Below are 16,308 nucleotides of genomic sequence, written 5' to 3' on the forward strand. Positions count from 1 at the left end.
TGACCGCCATGACGGGCAGGCTGGCAGCGGTGAACCTCGGCGGTGTGACCGAGGCGGAGTGGGCGGGCGACGCGAGCGGGCGCACCGGCATCGACAAGCGGCCGGTGGACGGCCCCGTGCTGTTGCGCGCCGACGGGGTGGCCGGCGACTTCATCGGCGAGCGCGCCCACCACGGCGGCCCGGACCAGGCGGTCTACGCGTACGCCGAGGAGGACGCCGGCTGGTGGGCGACCGAGCTGGGCCGCGCCATCAGTCCCGGCGGGTTCGGCGAGAACCTGACCACGTACGCGGTCGACGTGACCGGAGCGGTGATCGGCGAGCAGTGGGCGATCGGGTCGGCGCTGCTCCAGGTGACCAAGCCCCGGACGCCGTGCACCACCTTCGCCGGCTTCTGGGGCGTACCGGACCTGATCAAGCGGTTCACGGTGCGGGCGAAGCCCGGGGCGTACCTGCGGGTGCTGCGCGAGGGCGAGGTCGGCGCGGGTGACCCGGTCGAGGTGGTCGACCGGCCCGCGCACGGGGTGACGATCGGCGAGGTGTTCCGGGCGTTGAACCTGGAGCCCGACCTGCTGCCCCGGCTGCTCGACGCGCCGGAACTGCCCGAGCCGATCCAGGAGAAGGTGCGCCGCCGCCTCGCCCGCCGCGGCTGACCCGCCGCCTCGTCGGCTGACCTGCCGCCTCGTCGGCTGACCTGCCGCCTCGTCGGCGGTACGGGTGCCGGAGGCGTGGGAACGCGGAACGGGCCCCGTCCCGTGGGGGAGGGGCCCGTTCGGTGTCGCCTCGGCGGGAGCCGGGTTACCGGCTCAGCGGAGCCAGGGGATGCTGCGGTCGAGCAGGCCGCGCTGCTTGAGCTCCTTGCGCAGCGGGATCTCGTCGTCGATGTAGCCGTCCCAGTTGATGCCCCAGTAGTTGGCGGTGTGGGTGCCCTCGCCGCAGAGCTGGCGCTGAACCGGCGTGCGGTTGGCCCACCACTCGCCGTCCTTGTCGATGTGCAGCTCGTCCAGCGGGCGGATCCACCGGTAGGTGTAGCCGACGAAGAGCATCTTGCGCGTGATGGTCGACAGGTTGGTCGACCGGGAGTGCCACTGGCGGCGGTCGAAGATGAAGGCGTCACCGGGGTTCGCGGTGATCTCCACCGTGCCCTCCGGGTCCGGGTTGTGCACGGAGGTGTCCTCCGGGCGCGGCAGCGAGTTCCACAGGTGGCTGCCCGGGATCACCTTGGTGGCGCCCCGGCCGTTCTCCGACAGGTCGGAGAGCACGTAGGCCACCTTGAGGGAGAACATCGGCCGGGGAAGGTTCGGGTCCATCGTCTCCGGGTCGGAGTTCTGCCGGTACCCGTCCTGGTGCCAGCCCCAGTACGGCTTCTCCGGCTCCAGCGCCGGCGGGGTGACGTCCAGGTGGTTGTGGTGGGTGTAGATGTTCCAGCCGGCGAGGCCCCACATGTACGGGAAGGCGATCGGGTGGGTCAGCAGGTCGCCGAAGAGCTCGTCCCGCTCCAGGAAGCCCAGCAGGTGCAGGGTGCCGTCCTTGGTGGTGTTGCCCTTGGCCTTCTCCTCGGCGTAGACGCGGTCGACCGCCGCCTCCAGCGCCGCCCGGTGGTCCTCCGTCAGGACGTTGCGCAGCAGGAGGAAGCCCTGCTCGTGGAACTCCTTGCGGTCGGTGTCACTGATCGGTTCGTAACCGGTCCGGTCGCCGTAGTCGAACACCTCGACGTCCCCTCCCCATCGGGCGAAAACCATTGCTGGCACAGGCCGCCGATCGTAACGCGCTGGTTCCGGTGCGGGGTACTACCCCGCGTGATATACGACCGTTGCCCGAACTGTGGGGAGTTGAACCGCTACAATCCGTAGCCCCGCAAGCGGTCACCGAGGCTTATGTCCGGGAATGACGGATTGTGCGGTGACTGCCGGTAAGGAGATGGGAGTCCCTACGCCTCGGCGAAGACCTCGGCGACCACCCGGTCGCCGGCCGCATCGTCACCGACCTGGTTCCAGGTGCCGTCGCGGGCCGTCCACTCCAGGCCGCCGAAGCGCACCCGCTTCACCCCGTGGTCGTGCGCGTGGGAGACGAGCCAGTGCGCGTACCGCCAGCCCCGACGCTCGTCGGCGGCGGGGACCGTGAGGCCGGTCAGGTCCGCCGCGGTGGTGGCGGCGGCCAGGCCCCAGTCCAGCGACAGCCCGCGGGTCAGCGCGGTCGCCGCGGCCGCCCCGCGCATCGCCGGGTCGCGGCCCACCGTGCAGGCCACCGCGCCGGTGGCGTGCCCGAGCAGGGCCCGCGTCAGCACCTCCGACTCGTCCGCCCACTTCTGGTACGCCTCTGGGAAGGCGGAGCGCTGCACCTTCTGCGCCGCGTCGGTGACCCGCATCCGCTCCCAGCCGCGCACCTTCTTCAGCGCGGCGTAGAACCGGTTCGCCGCGTAGCGGGGGTCGCGGATCTCCTCCGGGCTGCCCCAGCCCTGGCTCGGGCGCTGCTGGAACAGCCCCACGGAGTCGCGGTCGCCCCCGGCGAGGTTGCGCAGGCCGGATTCCTGGTACGCGGTGGCCAGCGCCACCACGACGGCCCGCTCGGGCATCTTCCGCTGGATGCCGATCGCCGCGATCGTCGCCGCGTTGGCCATCTGGTCGGCGTCCAGGGCCACCCGGCCGTCCGCCTGCACCGTGCACGTCCGGCTGGACAGCGGCAGGCGCAGCTGCCCACCCACCTGCCGGATGACGAGCCAGATTCCGACCACGGCGACGAGGACGAGGACGACGCCGCCCGCCACGACTGCCCGAGTTCGCACCCACACCCCCTGTTCGACAGTCCGACAAGCGTACGTCCCCCGTGGTGCCCGCCGGGGTCGTCCGACCGGTTCCGGCCGGCCCGCCGAGGTTGGCACCGGCCGGCGGCGCCCGCCCGAGAGCGCCGAACGGCCCCGGGGGGCGGGCCCGGATGTTCCCGTTTCCCGCGCGGCCTCACCTCTCCCGACGGACGCGGTCGACGGCGTCCCCTACCGCCTGTCGGTCGACGGCGTCCCCGCCTGCCTACCGGTCGACGGCGTCCCCGTCGGCGGCGGGAACCCAGCGGGCCGGTCGCTTCTCCCGGAACGCCAGCACGCCCTCGCGGCCCTCCTCCGAGAGGAAGTACCCGGTCGAGAGGGTGGACAGCCCGGCGATCTCCTCCCGCAGGTCGGTCGCGGGCGGCCGGCGCAGCAGTTGCTTCGCCCCGGCCAGCGCGCCCGGCGCACCCCGGACCAGCGAGTCGCAGTAGGTGGCGACGGCGGCGTCCAGCCCGTCGGCCGGCACGGCGGCGGTGACCAGGCCGATCTCCGCGGCGCGCCGGCCGTCGAAGGTGTCCCCGGTCAGGTAGAGCTCGGCCGCCGCGCGGGGGTGCAGCCGGGGCAGCACGGTCGCGGAGATCACCGCCGGGATCACCCCGATCCGCACCTCGGTGAAGGCGAACGTCGCCTCCTGCGCGCACACCGCCAGGTCGGCCGCCGCGATCAGGCCCAGCCCGCCGGCCCGCGCCGGGCCGGCCACCCTCGCCACCACCGGCTTCGGGCACTCCCAGACCGCCGCGAGCACGTCACCCAGCATCCCGGCCGGCACGCTCCCGCTGGCGTACGCGGCGGCGGTCTCCTTGAGATCCGCGCCCGAGCAGAAGACCGGCCCGGTGTGGTCCAGCACGACCACGCGGACGGCCTCGTCGGCGACCGCCTCGGCCAGGCCGGCCAGCAGCTGGGTCATCAGCGGTGTGGAGAGCGCGTTGCGGTTGTGCGGGCTGTCCAGGGTGAGGGTGGTCACCCCACGGGCCGTGGCGGCCCGCACGAGCACGTCGGGAGAGGTCATGCCGGGCACACTAGTGGCCATGCCCGGCGTCCTTCCAGAAGGCGAAACCGTCCCCGTCGACGGCTCGCTGCCCGCCGCCGCCACCCGCGCGGTCGGCGCGCGCGGCTTCGGCGTGTACGTGCACGTCCCGTTCTGCGCCAGCCGTTGCGGCTACTGCGACTTCAACACGTACACCGCGGCCGAGCTGGGCGGCGGGGCGAGCCGGGAGGGGTACGCCGACACCGTGCTGGCCGAGCTGGCGCTCGCCGGCCGGGTGCTGGGCGACGCCCCGCCGCCCCGGGTCGACACGGTCTTCGTCGGCGGCGGCACCCCGACCCTGCTTCCCGCCGACGACCTGGCCCGGATCCTCGACGGCATCGACCGCACCTGGGGGCTCGCGCCCGACGCCGAGGTGACCACCGAGGCCAACCCGGAGTCGGTGACCCCGGAGTCCCTGCGGGCCCTGCGGGCAGCCGGCTACACCCGGATCTCGCTGGGCATGCAGTCCGCCGCGCCGGGGGTGCTGGCGATCCTCGACCGCACGCACAGCGCCGGCCGGGCCACCGCCGCCGCCAGGGAGGCCCGCGACGCCGGGTTCGAGCACGTCAACCTCGACCTCATCTACGGCACGCCGGGGGAGAGCGAGGACGACTTCGCCGCCTCCCTCGACCAGGTCGTCGCCGCCGGGGTGGACCACGTCAGCGCGTACGCCCTGATCGTGGAGGACGGCACCCGGCTCGCCGCCCGGATGCGGCGCGGCGAGCTGGCGTACCCCTCCGACGACGTCGCCGCGGACCGCTACCTGGCCGCGGAGGCCGCCCTCGACGCGGCCGGTTTCTCCTGGTACGAGGTGTCGAACTGGGCCCGCGGCGACGCGGCCCGGTGCCGGCACAACCTGCTCTACTGGACCGGCGCCGACTGGTGGGGCCTCGGCCCGGGGGCGCACAGCCACGTCGGCGGCGTGCGCTGGTGGAACGTGAAGCATCCCACGACGTACGCGAAGCGGCTGGCCGGCGGCGAGTCGCCCGGCCTGGCCCGGGAGGTGCTCACCGCCGACGAGGCGCACATGGAGGACGTCATGCTCCGGCTGCGGCTCGCCTCCGGGCTGCCGCTGGACGCCCTCGACGACGCGGGCCGGGCCGGCGCCGAGCGGGCGCTCGCCGACGGCCTGCTGGCCGGCCCCGACCACGCGGCGGGCCGGGCCGTGCTGACCCTGCGGGGGCGGCTGCTCGCCGACGCGGTCGTCCGCGACCTGCTGCCCTGAGGTGCGGAGGCCCCGCCGTGCGGCGGCGCGGGCGGGGATGCCACGCCGTGTGGCGGCGCGGCCGGAGAGGCCCACGCCGTGTGGCGGCGCGTGGCCGGTCCGGCCGGGGGAGCGGCCGGCCCGGCTCACCTGGTGAAGCTGTAGGCCATCGGGTAGCGGTAGAGCACGCCCTCGTTGGCCTTGACCCCGGCGACGATCCCGAAGATCAGCGGCACCAGCCAGACGAGCATCGGGACGAAGAACAGGATCCCGCAGGTGATCAGGGTGAGCACCCAGCTCAGCACGCCCACGATCGCCCAGGTGATCTGGAAGTTCAGCGCCGCGACGGCGTGCGCCCGGACGGTCGGCGACTGTTGTCCCCTGGCCATCAGCGCGATGAGCGGTGCGACCCAGCCGAGCAGGCCACCGCCGACGATCACCCCGGCCGCGCCGCCGAAGTGGGCGATCAGGGCCCAGTTCTTGTCCTCGTTGTTGGCGTAGCCGCCGGTGGGCGCGCCGTAGCCGCCGCCGGTCGGATAGCCGACCCCCGGCGGGGGGTAGCCGCCCGGCGGGGGATAGCCACCGGGCGGCGGGTAGCCACCCGGCGGAGGGTAGCCGCCCGACGGCGGTTGGTCACCGGTGGGCGGCGGATAGCCACCGGGCGGGGGATAGCCGCCCGGGCCCGGTGCCCCGGACAGTGGTGCGGTGGGTTCGTCGGAGCCGGCCGGCCCGGGAACCCCCGACGGAGCGGCCGGGTCCGGCCGGTCGCCGGGGTCCCCCGCTCCGGGAGGGCGAGGTGGTTCAGTCATGGACGTCACGGTAGGGGCCGCGGGCAAGGCCGCACCAGAGCGACTCCGACCGGGATGTCCGGATGATCGGCTCTGGCGCCGCCGCCGCCACGGGCCGGGTGGCGCCGGTCGGATCGCCGTCCCAGGTTGATCATCGCGTCGGCGGGCGCGCCGACGTAGACTGGCACTCGTCCGCAGCGAGTGCCAGCAACCCGCCCGCCCCTCGGGGCGCGGGGGTCCGACGTGCGACAGGAGGTGGGGAACGATGGGTCTCGACGACCGCAAGCTCGCCGTGCTGCGCGCGATCGTCGAGGACTACGTCGCCACGCAGGAGCCCGTCGGCAGCAAGGCGCTGGTCGAGCGGCACCAGCTCGGGGTCTCCCCGGCGACCGTCCGCAACGACATGGCCGTGCTGGAGGAGGAAGGCTACATCCGCCAGCCGCACACCAGCGCCGGCCGGGTGCCCACCGACCGCGGCTACCGGCTCTTCGTGGACCGGCTGTCCAGGGTCAAGCCGCTCAGCCCGGCCGAGCGCCGCGCGATCGAGCGCTTCCTGGTCGGCGCGGTCGACCTCGACGACGTGGTGCACCGCACCGTACGGCTGCTGGCGCAGCTGACCCGGCAGGTCGCCGTGGTGCAGTACCCGAGCCTGGCCCGTTCCTCCGTCCGCCACCTGGAGCTGGTGCCGATCTCCACGACCCGGCTGATGCTGGTCATGATCGCCGACACCGGCCGGGTCGAGCAGCGGTTGGTCGAGCTGCCCGGGCCGATCCCCGCCGACGACGTCACGGACCTGCGCCGGCTGGTCAACGAGAAGCTGGTCGGCACCCGGCTGTCCGAGACCCCGCCGCTGGTGCAGGCGCTGGTCGAGGAGTCGGTGCCGCACCTGCGGCCGGCCATGACCACCCTCTCCACCGTGCTGCTGGAGACGCTGGTCGAGCGGCACGAGGAGCGGATCGCGCTGGCCGGCACGGCCAACCTCACCCGCGGCGGCCTGCTCGACTTCCAGGGCTCGCTGCGCCCCATCCTGGAGGCGCTGGAGGAGGAGGTCGTGCTGCTCAAGCTCATCGGCGAGGCGGAGCCGAGCACGACCCGGGTGCTGATCGGCGACGAGAACGAGATCGACAACCTGCGCGCCGCCTCGGTGGTCAGCACCGGCTACGGGCCGGGCGCGACGATCGTGGGCGGGCTCGGCGTGCTCGGGCCGACCCGGATGGACTACCCCGGCACCATCGCCACGGTGAGGGCCGTGGCACGCTACGTGGGCGAGCTGCTGGCCCAGAACTGACCAGTCAGGGCCGACGGCCGGCTCCGGCCGACGACCGGCGCAACGCGAGACGAACATGAGGACACGGAACGCAGTGGCCAGGGACTACTACGGCATTCTCGGGGTGAGCCGGGAAGCCTCCGACGACGAGATCAAGCGTGCCTACCGAAAGCTGGCGCGGCAGTTCCATCCGGACGTCAATCCGGACCCGGAGGCACAGGAGAAGTTCAAGGACATCAACGCCGCGTACGAGGTCCTCTCGGACGACCGGAAACGGCAGATCGTCGACCTGGGCGGCGACCCGCTCGCCCCGGGCGGCGGCGGCGCGGGCGGCCCGGGCGGTCCCGGCGGCGCCGGCCCGTTCGTCGGCTTCCAGGACATCATGGACGCGTTCTTCGGCGGCGCGGCCGGCGGGTCGCGGGGCCCGCGACCGCGGACCCGGCCGGGCGCCGACGCGATCCTGCGGCTGGAGCTGGACCTGAACGAGACCGCGTTCGGCGTCGAGGCGCCGATCACCGTCGACACCGCCGTACTCTGCACCACCTGCTCCGGCGCCGGCACCGCGGCCGGCACCCACCTGGCCACCTGCGAGGCGTGCGGCGGCCGGGGCGAGGTGCAGTCGGTGCAGCGCACCTTCCTCGGTCAGGTGGTCTCCGCCCGCCCCTGCACCGTCTGCCAGGGCTACGGCACCACCATCCCGCACCCCTGCCCGACGTGCGCCGGCGACGGCCGCGTCCGCACCCGGCGTTCGCTGACCGTCAAGATCCCCGCCGGGGTCGAGGACGGCATGCGCATCCGGCTGGCCCAGCAGGGCGAGGTCGGCCCGGGCGGCGGCACCGCCGGCGACCTCTACGTCGAGATCCACGAGCGGCCGCACGACGTCTACTCCCGCAAGGGCGACGACCTGCACTGCCGGGTCACCGTGCCGATGACCGCCGCCGCCCTCGGCACCCGGCTGACCATCAAGACGCTGGACAGCGAGGAGACGGTCGACGTCAAGGCCGGCACCCAGCCGAGCAGCACGCTGCGGCTGCGCGCCCGGGGCGTGCCGCACCTGCGCGGCACCGGCCGGGGCGACCTCTACGTCCACCTCGACGTGCGCACCCCGACGAAGCTCGACGCCGACCAGGAGCGGATGCTGCGCGACTTCGCCAAGACCCGGGGCGAGGAGGTCGCCGAGCTGACCAAGCAGGGCGGCTTCTTCTCCCGGATGCGCGACGCCTTCAACGGCCACGCCTGACCCGCACGCCCCGGGCCGCCGCGCTCCGCGGCGGCCCGGCGGCTCCGCGGCCCTCGGCGGCCCGGCGGCTCCACCGCCCTCGGCGCCCCGGCGGCCGCCGGGGCGGCTAGCCTGATCATCGTGTCCGCGCCGCTGTTTCTGGTCGAGTCGCTGCCCACCGCCGACCGGCTGACCCTCGACGGCCCCGAGGGGCACCACGCCGCCACCGTGCAGCGGCTCCGCGTCGGCGAGGAACTGCTGCTCGCCGACGGGCGGGGCGGCACCGCCGCCGCCGTGGTGACCGCCGTCGGCCGCGGCACCCTCGACCTGGAGATCACCTCCCGGGGGTTCGTCGACGCCTCCGTCCCGCGCCTGGTCGTGGTGCAGGGCATCGCCAAGGGCGACCGGGGCGAGCTGGCCGTGCAGGCGATGACCGAGGTCGGGGTGGACGAGATCGTTCCCTGGGCGGCGGCCCGCTCGGTCACCCAGTGGCGCGGCGACCGGGGCGTACGGGCGCGGGAGAAGTGGGCGGCGACCGCCCGGGAGGCGGCCAAGCAGGCCCGGCGCGCCTGGCTGCCCGTGGTGGCGGGGACGCCGGACGAGTCCACCGCCCAGGTCGCGCGCCGCATCGGCGGGGCCGCCGCGGCGTTCGTGCTGCACGAGGAGGCACAGGAGCGGCTGACCACCGCCGAGCTGCCCGCCACGGGCGAGATCGTCCTGGTCGTCGGGCCGGAGGGCGGGATCGCCGACAGCGAGCTGGACACCTTCACCGGGGCCGGGGCCCGCGCCGTCCGCCTGGGCCCGTCGGTGCTGCGCACCTCGACGGCCGGCGTGGCCGCCCTCGCGGTGCTCGCCACCCGCCTCGCCCGCTGGTGACGCTCAGCTACGCAGGTAGGAGGCGCCGTTCAGGTCGACGATGGTGCCGGAGGCCCACTCCGCCTGCGGGGAGGCGAGCCAGTGCACGGCGGCGGCGATCTCCTCGGGGCGGGCCACCCGGTTGAACGGGCTCTGCGCCCGGATGGCGGCGCCCCGCTCCCCGCGCAGGTGCTCCGTGGTCATGTCGGTCTCGACGAAGCCCGGGGCCACCGTGGCGACGCTGATGCCGTACGGGGCCAGGGCCACCGCCAGCGACTGCCCCAGCGCGTTCAGCCCCGCCTTGCTCGCCCCGTACGCCGGCTGGTCCGGCTCGCCCCGGAAGGCGCCCCGGGAGGAGACGTTGACGATCCGGCCGCCCCGGTCGCGCATGTGCTGGGCCGCGCACCAGATGACGTTGCCCGCGCCGGTCAGGTTGGTCTCCACCACCTGCCGCCACTGCGCGCGCCACTGCGCGTAGGAGGCGCCGAAGACCGGGTGCGGGGCGTCCCGGTCGCCGTACACTCCGGCGTTGTTGACCAGCACGTCCAGCCCGCCCAGCAGGCCGGCCGCCTCGTCCACCATGGCCCGTACGGCGTCCGGGTCGGTCAGGTCGGCGCGGACCACGACGTGCCCCTCGCCGGGCAGTTCGGCGCGCAGCCGCCCGGCCGCCTCCGCCGAGTCGCGGTGGTGGATCGCCACCCGGTCGCCGCTCGCCGCGAACGCCGTCGCCACCGCCCGCCCGATGCCGCGCGAGGCCCCCGTCACCAGTACCGCCCGTGAAGTCACGCCGGCCATCATGCCCGGTCGACCCCCAGGTGTAAGGAAGGGGCCCTTCCTCTACCGAAAGCGATAACAAGGTGCCCTTCCTTACACTGCCCCGATGGGAACCGACTGCCTGTTCTGCCGCATCGTCGCCGGGGAGATCCCGGCCACCGTCGTGCGGGAAACCGCCACCACGCTCGCCTTCCGCGACATCGGCCCGAAGGCGCCGGTGCACGTGCTGGTCATCCCGAAGGAGCACTACGCCGACGTGGCGACGCTCGCCCAGGGCGACCCGGCGCTGGCCGGCGAGGTGCTCGCCACGGCCGCCGCGGTGGCCGAGGACGAGGGGCTGCTCGGCGACGGCTTCCGGCTGATGTTCAACACCGGTGCGTACGGCGGCCAGGAGGTCTTCCACGCGCACGCGCACGTGCTCGGCGGGGCGCCGCTGGGCCCGATGCTGGCCCGGGACCTCGCGTGACGGTGGTCGACGACCGGCTGTCCCGGCTGGTGCGCACGGTCCAGGCGCAGGCCCGGGTGCCGGCGGTCTCGGCGGCCCTGCACCGGGCCGACCGCCCGCTGTGGACGTGCACGGTCGGCGGCACCGGCAACGACACCGAGCTGGGGCCGGGCACCCGGTTCCGGATCGGCTCGGTCACGAAGACGTTCACCGCCGTGCTGACGCTCCAGTGCCGCGACGACGGCCTGCTCGACCTGGACGACCCGCTGGGCCGCCACCTGGACCTGCCGGCCCACGGCGAGCTGACCGTGCGCCGGCTGCTGTCGCACACCGCCGGCCTGCAACGGGAGCCGTACGGCGACGTCTGGGACAGCCTGCGCGCGCCCGACGTCGACGAGCTGGTCGCCGACCTCGCCCGGGCCGAGCGGGTGCTGCCGCCGGGCCGCCGCTACCACTACTCCAACCTCGGTATGGCGCTGCTCGGCCGGCTCGTCGGCCACCTGCGGGGCGGCACCTGGGCGGAGGCGCTCGCCGAGCGGGTGCTGACCCCGCTGGGGCTCGCCGACACCTCGGTGACGCCGGGCCCGCACGCCGCGACCGGTTTCCTGGTCGACGCGTACTCCGACGAGGCGCACCCCGAGCCGCCCACGGACTTCGGCGCGGTGGGGCCGGCGGCGCAGCTCTGGAGCACCGCCACCGACATGGCCCGCTGGGCCGCCTTCCTCGCCGACCCGGCGGCGCTGGACCCGGCCGGCGCGGTGCTCGCCCCGGCCACGCTAGAGGAGATGCGCTGGCCGGCGACGGTCACCGACGAGACGCTCTGGTCGGGCGGCTTCGGGCTCGGGCTGATCCTGGTGCCGCAGGGCAAGCGGATCATGCACGTCGGGCACGACGGCGCGATGCCCGGCTTCCTGGCCGGCGTCTACGGCCGGCGCGGCGGCGAGGGGACGCCCGGCGCGATGGGCGTCGCCGTGCTCGGCTCCTCCGGCACCGCCGGCGAGGTCCTCGACCTGCCACACCGGCTGCTGGCCGCCGCCGTCGAGCACGACCCGGCCGACGTCGCGCCGTGGCGGCCGGGCCCACCCGCCCCCGAGGGCGTACGCGGGCTGCTGGGCCGCTGGTGGGGCGAGGGCTTCGAGTACGTCTTCTCGTGGCACGACGGCGCGCTGCGGGCCCGGGGCGCCGACGACCCGGCGGGGAAGCCGCCGGCGGTCTTCGCGCCACTGCCCGACCAGCCGGACGTGTACCGCACGGTCTCCGGGCGTGAGGTGGGCGAGCTGCTGCGGCTCACCCGGGACGAGCGCGGCGCGGTGGTCCGGATGCACTGGGCGACCTACCGGTTCACCCGTACCCAGGAGACCTTCGACCGGTACGACTTCCGCGCCGGCTCCTGACGGGCGCGTACGGGCGGGGCGGGGCCGGCGCGGGCCGCGTCCCGTCCGTGCCGTCCCGCACGCGCGGAAATGGGCGCGGTGCCGCCGCTGTTGAGCAGATACGATGGGGGCAACGTCAGCGCGCCGCGCCAGCAGGCCCGGCGCCGAGATCGAGAGCAGGTGGCGCAGGGCCCCTCGGCCCGACCTATGACCGGCACCCCACCTCCCGGCCCGCCCCGGGTGCAGACCAGGATCACCGTTCCGGATTCCAAGATCATGGTCAACCTGCTCGGCGCGGGTGACGAGATCCTGCGACTGGTCGAGCGCTCGGTCAACAGTGACGTGCACGTCCGGGGCAACGAGATCACCATCACCGGCGCCCCCGCCGACAATGCCCTCGCCGAGCGGATCTTCAGCGAGCTGCTCGAACTCATCGAGAAAGGCGAGACCCTGACCACTGACGCCGTCCGGCGTACCGTCGGCATGCTCGAGCAGGGCGGCGCCGAGCGGCCCGCCGAGGTCCTGACGCTCAACATCCTCTCCCGGCGCGGCCGCACCATCCGCCCCAAGACGCTGGGTCAGAAGCGCTACGTCGACGCGATCGACGCGCACACCATCGTCTTCGGCATCGGCCCCGCCGGCACCGGCAAGACCTACCTGGCCATGGCCAAGGCCGTCCAGGCGTTGCAGGCCAAGCAGGTCAACCGGATCATCCTCACCCGGCCGGCGGTCGAGGCGGGGGAGCGGCTCGGCTTCCTGCCCGGCACGCTCAACGAGAAGATCGACCCCTACCTGCGCCCGCTCTACGACGCGCTGCACGACATGCTCGACCCGGACTCCATCCCCAAGCTGATGGCGGCGGGCACGATCGAGGTCGCGCCGCTGGCGTACATGCGGGGGCGTACCCTCAATGACGCGTTCATCATCCTCGACGAGGCGCAGAACACCACGCCCGAGCAGATGAAGATGTTCCTGACCCGGCTCGGCTTCGGTTCCAAGATCGTCGTCACCGGTGACGTCACCCAGGTCGACCTCCCCGGCGGCACGACCAGCGGCCTGCGGGTGGTCCGGGAGATCCTGGAGAACGTCGAGGACGTGCACTTCGCCCAGCTCTCCAGCTCGGACGTGGTCCGCCACCGGCTGGTCGGGGAGATCGTCGACGCGTACGCCCGCTGGGACGCCGAGCGGGAGAACCAGCAGGCGCAGAGCGTGCACGCCGTGCCCGGGCGGACAGCCCAGGGCGGCCGGGCCGGCCGGCGCCGCTAGACCATCGAGGGAAGACTGTTGTCCATCGAGATCGCCAACGAGTCCGGCGTCGACGTCGACACCGACGCCGTGCTCGCCGTCGCCCGACACGCCCTCGACGAGATGGGGGTCAACCCCCTCGCCGAGCTGTCCGTGCTGCTGGTCGACATCGACTACATGACCGAGCTGAACCACCGGTGGATGGGCGGCGACGGCCCGACCGACGTGCTCGCCTTCCCCATGGACGAGGGCAGCGTCGACCACGGGCCCGGCGAGTCGACCGCCGCCGGCGAGCCGGCGCTGCTCGGCGACATCGTGCTCTGCCCGGAGGTGGCGGCCAAGCAGGCGGCCACCGCCGGCCACTCCGCCGCCGACGAGCTGCACCTGCTCACCGTGCACGGCGTGCTGCACCTGCTCGGCTACGACCACGCCGAGCCGGAGGAGGAGCGGGAGATGTTCGCGCTCCAGGCCCGACTGCTGGCGAGCTGGCGGTCGACCCGGTCCCGGTGATGGACACCCCGACACTGGCGGCCGGCGCCACCGGCCTGCCCGACCTGCAACTGCTGGTCTCCGCGGCCGGCCTGGTGGTGCTGGCCGGCCTGATCGCGATGACCGAGGCGGCCCTCGCCGCGGTCTCGCCCGCCCGCGCCGCCGAGCTGGCCCGCGACGGCGTACGGGGCGCGCGCACACTCCAGGCCGTCGCCGGGGACGTGGTCCGCCACCTCAACCTGCTCCTGCTGCTGCGGCTGCTCGCCGAGCTGACCGCCACCACGCTGGTGGCGCTCGTCGCGGTGGACACCTTCGGCGCGGGCTGGCGCGCGGCGCTGGTCACCGCCGGCGCGATGACCGTGATCAGTTTCGTGGTGGTCGGGGTCGCTCCGCGCACCCTCGGCCGGCAGCACGCGTACGTGGTCGGGCGGTCCGTCGCGCCCCTGGTCCGCTGGCTGGGCCGGGCGCTGAACCCGCTCGCCTCGCTGCTGATCCTGATCGGCAACGCGGTCACCCCGGGGCGCGGCTTCCGGGAGGGGCCGTTCGCCACCCAGGTGGAGCTGCGCGAGCTGGTCGACCTGGCCGAGCAGCGTGGCGTCGTGGAGCACGGCGAGCGCCAGATGATCCATTCCGTCTTCGCGCTCGGCGACACGATCGCCCGCGAGGTGATGGTGCCGCGCACCGAGATGGTGTGGATCGAGGAGCGCAAGACGCTCTCCCAGGCGCTGGCGCTCTTCCTGCGCTCCGGGTTCTCCCGGATCCCGGTCATCGGCGAGAGCGTCGACGACGTGCTCGGCGTGCTCTACCTCAAGGACCTGATCCGGCGCACCCAGGGCGGCGCCCCGGAGGACCGCCAGCTCCCGGTCGCCGAGCTGATGCGCCCCGCCACCTTCGTGCCGGAGTCCAAGCCGGTCGACGACCTGCTCTCGGAGATGCAGGCCGCCCGCAACCACCTGGTCATCGTCGTCGACGAGTACGGCGGCACCGGCGGGCTGGTCACCATCGAGGACATCCTGGAGGAGATCGTCGGAGAGATCACCGACGAGTACGATGTCGAGCGCCCGCCGGTCGAGCACCTCGACGACGGGGCGGTGCGGGTCACCGCGCGGCTCCCGGTGGAGGATCTGGGCGAGCTGTTCGACACCGAGCTGCCCACCGACGAGGTGGAGACCGTCGGCGGCCTGCTCGCCCAGTCCCTGGGCCGCGTCCCGATCCCGGGGGCGCAGGTCGAGGTCGCCGGGCTCCGGCTGGTCGCCGAGGGCACCACCGGCCGACGCAACCGGATCGACACCGTGCTGGTGAGCCGGGTGGAGTCGACCGACACGCAGGACGGCCCGGGCCGCGGCGAGCACGCCGAGCCCCGGGGCGACACGAACCGATCCGAGGAGAGGCAACCCGCCGATGCCTGAGTCACCCGCCGTACCGGCCACCCGGCCCACCCCGTCCGACCCGATCGAGCTGAGCGCCGAGGACGGCAAGCTGGTCGTCCTGGCCCGGGGCGCGCGCGGCCGGGTGGGCGCCGTGGAGGGCGCGGCGGTACGCGACCAGGACGGGCGGACGTACGCCGCGGCCAGCGTCTCGCTGCCCTCGCTGACGATCACCGCGCTCCAGCTCGCGGTGGCCTCGGCGGCGGCGGCCGGCGCGAGCCGGCTGGAGGCCGCCGTGGTGGTGACCGAGGCGTCGACGCTGGACGGCGCCGGGCACGCGGCGGTGCGGGACCTCGCGGTCGACGCGCCGATCCACGTGGCCGCGCCGGACGGCACCGTCCTGGGCACGGTGGTCGAGTGAGCGGGCGGACGGCTGCCGGCGAGCGGGGCGGGGTCGCGGCGTGAGCGACCTGGAGCAGCGCCCCTACCGGGCCGGTTTCGCCTGTTTCGTCGGCCGCCCGAACGCCGGGAAGTCGACGCTGACCAACGCGATCGTCGGGCAGAAGATCGCCATCACCTCGAACAAGCCGCAGACCACCCGGCACGTCATCCGGGCCGTCCTGCACCGCCCGGACTCCCAGCTCGTGCTGGTCGACACCCCGGGCCTGCACCGCCCCCGCACGCTGCTCGGCGAGCGCCTCAACGACCTGGTCCGACAGACCTGGAGCGAGGTCGACGTGATCGGCCTCTGCATCCCGGCGGACGAGCCGATCGGGCGCGGCGACCGGTTCATCACCGGCGAGCTGGCCGAGCTGAAGGCCACGGTGCTGGCGGTGGTCACCAAGACCGACCTGGTGGACCGCAGGCGGCTGGCCGAGCAGTTGCTCGCCGTCAGCGAGCTGGGCGAGTTCGCCGAGGTGGTGCCGGTCAGCGCGGTCTCCGGGCACCAGGTGGACACGCTCGTCGAGGTGATGACCCGCTACCTGCCCGAGTCGCCGCAGCTCTACCCGGACGACATGCTCACCGACGACCCGGAGCAGGTGCTGGTCGCCGAGCTGATCCGGGAGGCGGCCCTGGAGGGCGTCCGGGACGAGCTGCCGCACTCCATCGCGGTGGTCGTCGAGGAGATGGTCCCCGAGGGCAAGCTCATGAAGATCTACGCCGACGTGTACGTCGAGCGGCCCAGCCAGAAGGCGATCGTGATCGGCCACCGGGCCAGCCGGCTCAAGGCGGTCGGCACGACCGCGCGGCGGCAGATCGAGGAGCTGCTCGGCACCCGGGTCTACCTCGACCTGCACGTCCGGGTGGCGAAGGACTGGCAGCGGGACCCGAAGCAGCTGCGCAAGCTGGGATTCTGACCGGTCGCCGGGCCGGGTGCGCCCCGGCCCGGCGATCCGGGCATGATCGATGTCGGTCGGCCGGGTGGAAGATGTCACG

Annotated in this window: 17 protein-coding genes; 12 read left to right on the forward strand and 5 right to left on the reverse strand. The window is 74.2% G+C overall.

From position 1 onward, the window contains the following. Positions 1-8: 8 nt before the first annotated feature. The gene (locus tag ACGF5G_RS31040) at positions 9-650 is read left to right on the forward strand and encodes an MOSC domain-containing protein (protein WP_393269337.1); all 642 of its coding nucleotides are present in this window, start codon (positions 9-11) and stop codon (positions 648-650) included. A gap of 153 nt (positions 651-803) precedes the next feature. On the opposite strand, the gene ACGF5G_RS31045 is transcribed toward ACGF5G_RS31040, so the two are convergent. From ACGF5G_RS31045 to ACGF5G_RS31055, 3 genes are all read right to left on the reverse strand, one after another. Beyond that, positions 804-1,739, reverse strand: a complete 936-nt coding sequence (locus ACGF5G_RS31045) for a phytanoyl-CoA dioxygenase family protein (RefSeq protein WP_350710905.1) — start codon at positions 1,737-1,739, stop codon at positions 804-806. Positions 1,740-1,927: 188 nt separating this feature from the next. After that, on the reverse strand, positions 1,928-2,788 hold the full coding sequence (locus ACGF5G_RS31050; protein ID WP_393269340.1) for a hypothetical protein: 861 nt from the start codon (positions 2,786-2,788) through the stop codon (positions 1,928-1,930). Between the two features lie 235 nt (positions 2,789-3,023). Next, the gene (locus ACGF5G_RS31055; RefSeq protein WP_393269343.1) at positions 3,024-3,827 is read right to left on the reverse strand and encodes an enoyl-CoA hydratase family protein; all 804 of its coding nucleotides are present in this window, start codon (positions 3,825-3,827) and stop codon (positions 3,024-3,026) included. Between the two features lie 19 nt (positions 3,828-3,846). On the opposite strand from ACGF5G_RS31055, the gene hemW reads away from it, so the two are divergent. Continuing rightward, positions 3,847-5,070, forward strand: coding sequence for a radical SAM family heme chaperone HemW (hemW, locus tag ACGF5G_RS31060; RefSeq protein ID WP_393269442.1), 1,224 nt, complete (start codon positions 3,847-3,849; stop codon positions 5,068-5,070). Positions 5,071-5,195: 125 nt separating this feature from the next. Here the strand turns inward: hemW and ACGF5G_RS31065 are convergent, their stop codons facing one another. After that, entirely contained in the window at positions 5,196-5,858 is a 663-nt protein-coding gene (locus ACGF5G_RS31065) for a DUF4870 domain-containing protein (protein ID WP_393269346.1), read from the reverse strand. 244 nt (positions 5,859-6,102) lie between these two features. Between ACGF5G_RS31065 and hrcA the strand changes: the two genes are divergently transcribed. From hrcA to ACGF5G_RS31080, 3 genes are all read left to right on the forward strand, one after another. After that, positions 6,103-7,125 (forward strand): heat-inducible transcriptional repressor HrcA, encoded by a 1,023-nt coding sequence (gene hrcA / locus ACGF5G_RS31070; protein WP_393269349.1) that lies wholly within the window; start codon positions 6,103-6,105, stop codon positions 7,123-7,125. Positions 7,126-7,198: 73 nt separating this feature from the next. Next, positions 7,199-8,344, forward strand: coding sequence for a molecular chaperone DnaJ (gene dnaJ / locus ACGF5G_RS31075; protein ID WP_393269445.1), 1,146 nt, complete (start codon positions 7,199-7,201; stop codon positions 8,342-8,344). Between the two features lie 120 nt (positions 8,345-8,464). Further along, the gene (locus ACGF5G_RS31080; RefSeq protein ID WP_393269352.1) at positions 8,465-9,199 is read left to right on the forward strand and encodes a 16S rRNA (uracil(1498)-N(3))-methyltransferase; all 735 of its coding nucleotides are present in this window, start codon (positions 8,465-8,467) and stop codon (positions 9,197-9,199) included. A gap of 3 nt (positions 9,200-9,202) precedes the next feature. Here the strand turns inward: ACGF5G_RS31080 and ACGF5G_RS31085 are convergent, their stop codons facing one another. After that, positions 9,203-9,964: an SDR family NAD(P)-dependent oxidoreductase gene (locus tag ACGF5G_RS31085; protein WP_393269354.1), complete on the reverse strand. Its 762-nt coding sequence runs from the start codon at positions 9,962-9,964 to the stop codon at positions 9,203-9,205. 94 nt (positions 9,965-10,058) lie between these two features. Here ACGF5G_RS31085 and ACGF5G_RS31090 point away from each other — a divergent pair, with 94 nt between their 5' ends. The 7 genes from ACGF5G_RS31090 (at position 10,059) to era (ending at position 16,229) form a co-directional block, all read left to right on the forward strand. Beyond that, complete coding sequence (locus tag ACGF5G_RS31090) at positions 10,059-10,418, forward strand: histidine triad nucleotide-binding protein (protein WP_357702713.1); 360 nt, start codon at positions 10,059-10,061, stop codon at positions 10,416-10,418. Next, on the forward strand, positions 10,415-11,791 hold the full coding sequence (locus tag ACGF5G_RS31095; RefSeq protein ID WP_393269357.1) for a serine hydrolase domain-containing protein: 1,377 nt from the start codon (positions 10,415-10,417) through the stop codon (positions 11,789-11,791). Before ACGF5G_RS31090 ends, ACGF5G_RS31095 begins: the two co-directional genes overlap by 4 nt. A gap of 186 nt (positions 11,792-11,977) precedes the next feature. Then, positions 11,978-13,036, forward strand: coding sequence for a PhoH family protein (locus ACGF5G_RS31100; RefSeq protein ID WP_393269360.1), 1,059 nt, complete (start codon positions 11,978-11,980; stop codon positions 13,034-13,036). 18 nt (positions 13,037-13,054) lie between these two features. Continuing rightward, positions 13,055-13,525 (forward strand): rRNA maturation RNase YbeY, encoded by a 471-nt coding sequence (ybeY, locus tag ACGF5G_RS31105; protein ID WP_350684821.1) that lies wholly within the window; start codon positions 13,055-13,057, stop codon positions 13,523-13,525. Beyond that, the gene (locus ACGF5G_RS31110; RefSeq protein WP_393269448.1) at positions 13,501-14,913 is read left to right on the forward strand and encodes a hemolysin family protein; all 1,413 of its coding nucleotides are present in this window, start codon (positions 13,501-13,503) and stop codon (positions 14,911-14,913) included. Before ybeY ends, ACGF5G_RS31110 begins: the two co-directional genes overlap by 25 nt. Further along, positions 14,906-15,292, forward strand: coding sequence for a cytidine deaminase (locus tag ACGF5G_RS31115; RefSeq protein ID WP_357702722.1), 387 nt, complete (start codon positions 14,906-14,908; stop codon positions 15,290-15,292). The genes ACGF5G_RS31110 and ACGF5G_RS31115 overlap by 8 nt, the downstream gene beginning before the upstream one ends. A 40-nt stretch (positions 15,293-15,332) precedes the next feature. Then, positions 15,333-16,229: a GTPase Era gene (gene era, locus ACGF5G_RS31120; RefSeq protein WP_393269364.1), complete on the forward strand. Its 897-nt coding sequence runs from the start codon at positions 15,333-15,335 to the stop codon at positions 16,227-16,229. Positions 16,230-16,308: the final 79 nt, after the last annotated feature.

Source organism: Micromonospora sp. NPDC047730 (assembly GCF_043204765.1).
GTDB lineage: Bacteria > Actinomycetota > Actinomycetes > Mycobacteriales > Micromonosporaceae > Micromonospora.